We start from the raw sequence: 3,629 nt of genomic DNA on the forward strand, positions 1-3,629 counted from the left end.
GAGGCCGCTCCCACGGAGGCCGCTCCCACAGCAAGCCAGACCTCAGAGCGACCATCACCGGCGCCGAATCGGCGAGATTACGCGCCATTCTTGCCCCCAGATCATCTCTCGATGGCGCCTCGGTGCCAATCAACCCTACGCTCCGGCGATCGGCTCAGTTGACGCTTGCCTGTCGCCACTCCTAGACTCGGAACCATTATCCTCTGCTAATGCCATGAATCGGGGGCCGAATACGCAATGGACACCACGAAGCCCGCCGGGGTGGACGCCGCCGTCGAACGGCTGGAGACGCAGGTCTCCCGCCTGCTGGAGCGCTGCTCGGCCCTGCACGAGGAAAACCGGCTGCTCCATGAGCAGCTCCGCCAGTTGCGTGCGGATCGCTCCGCCGCCAAGGAACGCACGGAACAGGCCCGGCACCGCGTCGAGGGCATGATCGCCCGCCTGCGCACCATGGAGCATCCCGAATGAACCGACCCGCAGAGCCCGTACGCGTCAACATCCTGGGCAAGGAGTACCAGATCGCCTGTCCGCCCGAGGAACGCGCCGATCTCTTCGCGTCGGCCAACCTGCTCGACGAGCGCATGCGGACCGTTCGCGATGCCGGCCGGGTGGTCGGGGTGGACCGCATCGCGGTGATGGTGGCCCTGAACCTCGCGCACGAGATGCTGGTATGCAGCCGCGACCTGGAACGTCTCCAGGTGCGGACACCGGATCGCCTGCAGGCACTGGCAGACGCGGTGGAAAAAAAATTGGGGGAAACTGCACGCGACGGCACGAATGGCCCATAATATGAATTCGGGCGTGCGTCTGCGGCGTTGGTGAGTGGCTGGGTGGTACCCTTGAGCCTAATCGTCAACCACGGGACTGTAGAGCTTTCGGGTGGTTGAGCATGTCCGCCCCGTGCGGAAAGCCTGTAAACCCGAAGCCTCCTCCCACCTGAACCGCTGGTTCAAGGTCGAAGGCCACCACGGCGAACGCGGTGCACGCCCCCCTTCCTGATGCCCGAACACCCACCCTCCGTCCCGGTCGAGGCGCCCCTTGTGACGCGTCTGCAGATGCGCCGGAGGCGTGCCCGCCTGTCCAGCGCGACACTCCGCGCAAACTCGGCCGCGATCGCCGGGCACGCCCTGCGCTGCCTGCGCATCCTCGGCCCGCGGACCCTGGCGGGCTATTTCGGAATCCGCGGTGAAATCGATCTGACCGGGCTGCTGGCACGCCAGGCCACGCTGGGCGTCCGTGTCGCGATGCCAGTGCTCGAGCGGCACCGCCCGGGGCACATGCATTTCCGGGCCTGGTCTCCCGGAGATCGTCTCTGCCACAACGCCTTCGGCATTCAAGAGCCCTGCCCGGGCGCGCCCCGCGTCTGGCGCCGCGAACTCGACGTCGTGCTGCTGCCCCTGGTGGCCTTCGATTCCAACGGGCACCGCCTCGGGATGGGCGGCGGCTACTACGACCGCTACTTCGCGCCGCGCCGCCTCGTCGGGACGCCGCGTCCGCGGCTGATCGGCATTGCCCACGCCTTCCAGCAGGTCCCGCGACTGGAGCGACAGGCCTGGGACGTGCCACTGGACGGCGTGATCACCGAAGGCGGCCTGTCCTGGTTCCGCCGCGCGCGCTAGTGCCCTGAGCGTCGCAACGGGGTCGCAGGGTGGGTGAAGCGCAGCGCACCCACCGCCCGGCGCACATCGCAAAAGACCAAGATCCGAGCCGGGACCAGGGCCCAATTTCCTGCCCGCCCGGCACGGATTTCGGCCCGGCCGGCGCTGCTTTCTGGTACAAAGGCGCTGCCGCATCCGGCATCGCCCCACAGGCTCGCAAGGAATCCCGATGTCTTACTGGCTGCTGAAATCGGAACCCGATGTCTTCGGCATCGACGACCTCGAACGCGTCGGCGTGGAGCCCTGGGAGGGGGTGCGCAACTACCAGGCGCGGAACATGATGCGCGACGAAATGAAGAAGGGAGACCGCGCCTTCTTCTATCACTCGAACACCAAGGTGCCGGGCATCGTCGGCATCATGCGCATCCACCGGGAGGGCTACCCGGACGACGCGGCCTTCGATCCCGAACACACGTACTACGACCCCAAGAGCGATCCGGACAACCCCCGCTGGTATCGCGTGGACGTCGCCTTTGAAGAGAAGTTCGACGAGGTGATTCCGCTGACCTGGCTGAAGGAACAGCCCGAGCTCGAGGACTGCCCGCTGGTACGGCGCGGCAACCGCCTTTCGATCATGCCGATCACCGAGTCGCAGTGGGATTTCATCCTGGGTCACGCCCACCGACCCCAGCCATGACCACCCGCCCCCTGACGACCTCCCCCATAGGGGGGGCCTCCGTGGGAGCGCTCCTCGTGGGAGCGGCCTCTGGCCGCGATCCCGCACGGCCTCATCGCCGCCAGAGGCCGCTCCCACGGAGGCCGCTGCCACGGGGGCCGCTCTCCCGAGGCCTGCGATAACGCGCTCGCGGAACCGCATGCATACCCTCTACCACTTCGCCCACGACCCCAGGGCCCAGCGCCTGCGGCTCGCCTTTGGCGCGAAACGGGTGCCACTGGATCTGAAGACCCTTGACTGGTTCGACGACGAGACCTTCTTCGACCTCGGCATCGCCAGGCAATCTCCGGTGCTGCGCTCGGCGGACGGAAGGCTGCACACCAACAGCATCGACGTGCTCGCGGAGATCGACCGCCTGCTGCCAGGCGAGCCGCCCCTGCGCGACCGGGTGATCGACGATGCCGCCTGGGCCGCGCTGCTGGACTGGCGGACCCGGGTCGACGCGGTGCTGGAGCGACTCTACGCGCCGCTCGCTCCCGGTTTCCATGGCATCGGCGACGACACCGAGGCACTCGACGACTTCAAGGCCGGCGTTCGACACCGCTTCGGAATGACGCTGGAGGAGCTCGCGAACGACCGCTACGACGGCTTCAATCAGTTCAGCCGCCTGTCGCGTCTCCCGGATCTGGCCCGGCACCTTGCCGGCGAGCGCTTCTACGTCGGTCGCCTCAGCATCGCCGACTGTCTCCTCGCCGCCGACCTGTACCCGCTGCAGATGCACGATGGCATCAATCTGCCAGTGGACATGCTCTACTATCTCAGGCGCGTGGAAGAGGCCTGCGACATCGACCTCAACCGCGACTGGCTGGCAAAATGATGACGCGAGCGACGGCCCGCCGCCGAACCCTCACCCCCCGCTCTGCCCCCGGCATCCCGCCCTCCGCTCCCCGGCTTCGTCTGCGGGAGAGAGCAAGCCCCTCCACCCCCTGCGGGGATGGGCTGGGGAGGGAGCCGGCCCCAACCCATGACCGACATGGAGGAGACCAACCCATGACCCTGGAACAACTGCTGAACTACCTCGACGATCAGATGGAGCGGGACTTTCTCGACGGCGACGCCGCCGAGACCCTGAACAAGGCCCGCGACGGCAGCCACAGCGACCCGATCGTCGCGGAGATACTCACGGCGCTGATGGACGGCGCCGGCGCCGACTCCCCCGGCACCGAACTCGAGCGGGCGGTGGCGGTGAAGGCCATCGGACCGCTGCGACTGAAATACATGAAGGACGATGCCCCGGTCGAGGGCTTCCGTCTCGTGGAAAAGACCATCGTCACGATTGACGCCGCCTACAACGA

Annotated in this window: 6 protein-coding genes and 1 other RNA gene; all 7 read left to right on the forward strand. The window is 67.3% G+C overall.

The genetic code is table 11. From position 1 onward, the window contains the following. Positions 1–237 precede the first annotated feature (237 nt). Entirely contained in the window at positions 238–468 is a 231-nt protein-coding gene (locus ACESMN_RS03420; protein ID WP_373052183.1) for a TIGR02449 family protein, read from the forward strand. Further along, positions 465–788, forward strand: coding sequence for a cell division protein ZapA (locus tag ACESMN_RS03425; protein ID WP_373052184.1), 324 nt, complete (start codon positions 465–467; stop codon positions 786–788). Before ACESMN_RS03420 ends, ACESMN_RS03425 begins: the two co-directional genes overlap by 4 nt. A 13-nt stretch (positions 789–801) precedes the next feature. Then, positions 802–986, forward strand: a non-coding RNA gene (gene ssrS, locus ACESMN_RS03430) — 6S RNA. A gap of 12 nt (positions 987–998) precedes the next feature. After that, positions 999–1,619: a 5-formyltetrahydrofolate cyclo-ligase gene (locus tag ACESMN_RS03435; RefSeq protein WP_373052185.1), complete on the forward strand. Its 621-nt coding sequence runs from the start codon at positions 999–1,001 to the stop codon at positions 1,617–1,619. Positions 1,620–1,827: 208 nt separating this feature from the next. Further along, positions 1,828–2,295: an EVE domain-containing protein gene (locus ACESMN_RS03440; protein WP_373052186.1), complete on the forward strand. Its 468-nt coding sequence runs from the start codon at positions 1,828–1,830 to the stop codon at positions 2,293–2,295. A 178-nt stretch (positions 2,296–2,473) separates the two neighbouring features. After that, positions 2,474–3,151 carry a glutathione S-transferase gene (locus ACESMN_RS03445; RefSeq protein ID WP_373052187.1) on the forward strand — a complete coding sequence of 226 codons (678 nt, stop codon included), beginning with the start codon at positions 2,474–2,476 and terminating at the stop codon, positions 3,149–3,151. Between the two features lie 173 nt (positions 3,152–3,324). After that, positions 3,325–3,629: hypothetical protein (locus tag ACESMN_RS03450; RefSeq protein ID WP_373052188.1), on the forward strand; the 305-nt coding region annotated here is incomplete at its 3' end.

Origin of the sequence: Thioalkalivibrio sp., assembly GCF_041690275.1 — a bacterium.
In the GTDB taxonomy this organism is placed as follows: Bacteria; Pseudomonadota; Gammaproteobacteria; order Ectothiorhodospirales; family Ectothiorhodospiraceae; genus Thioalkalivibrio.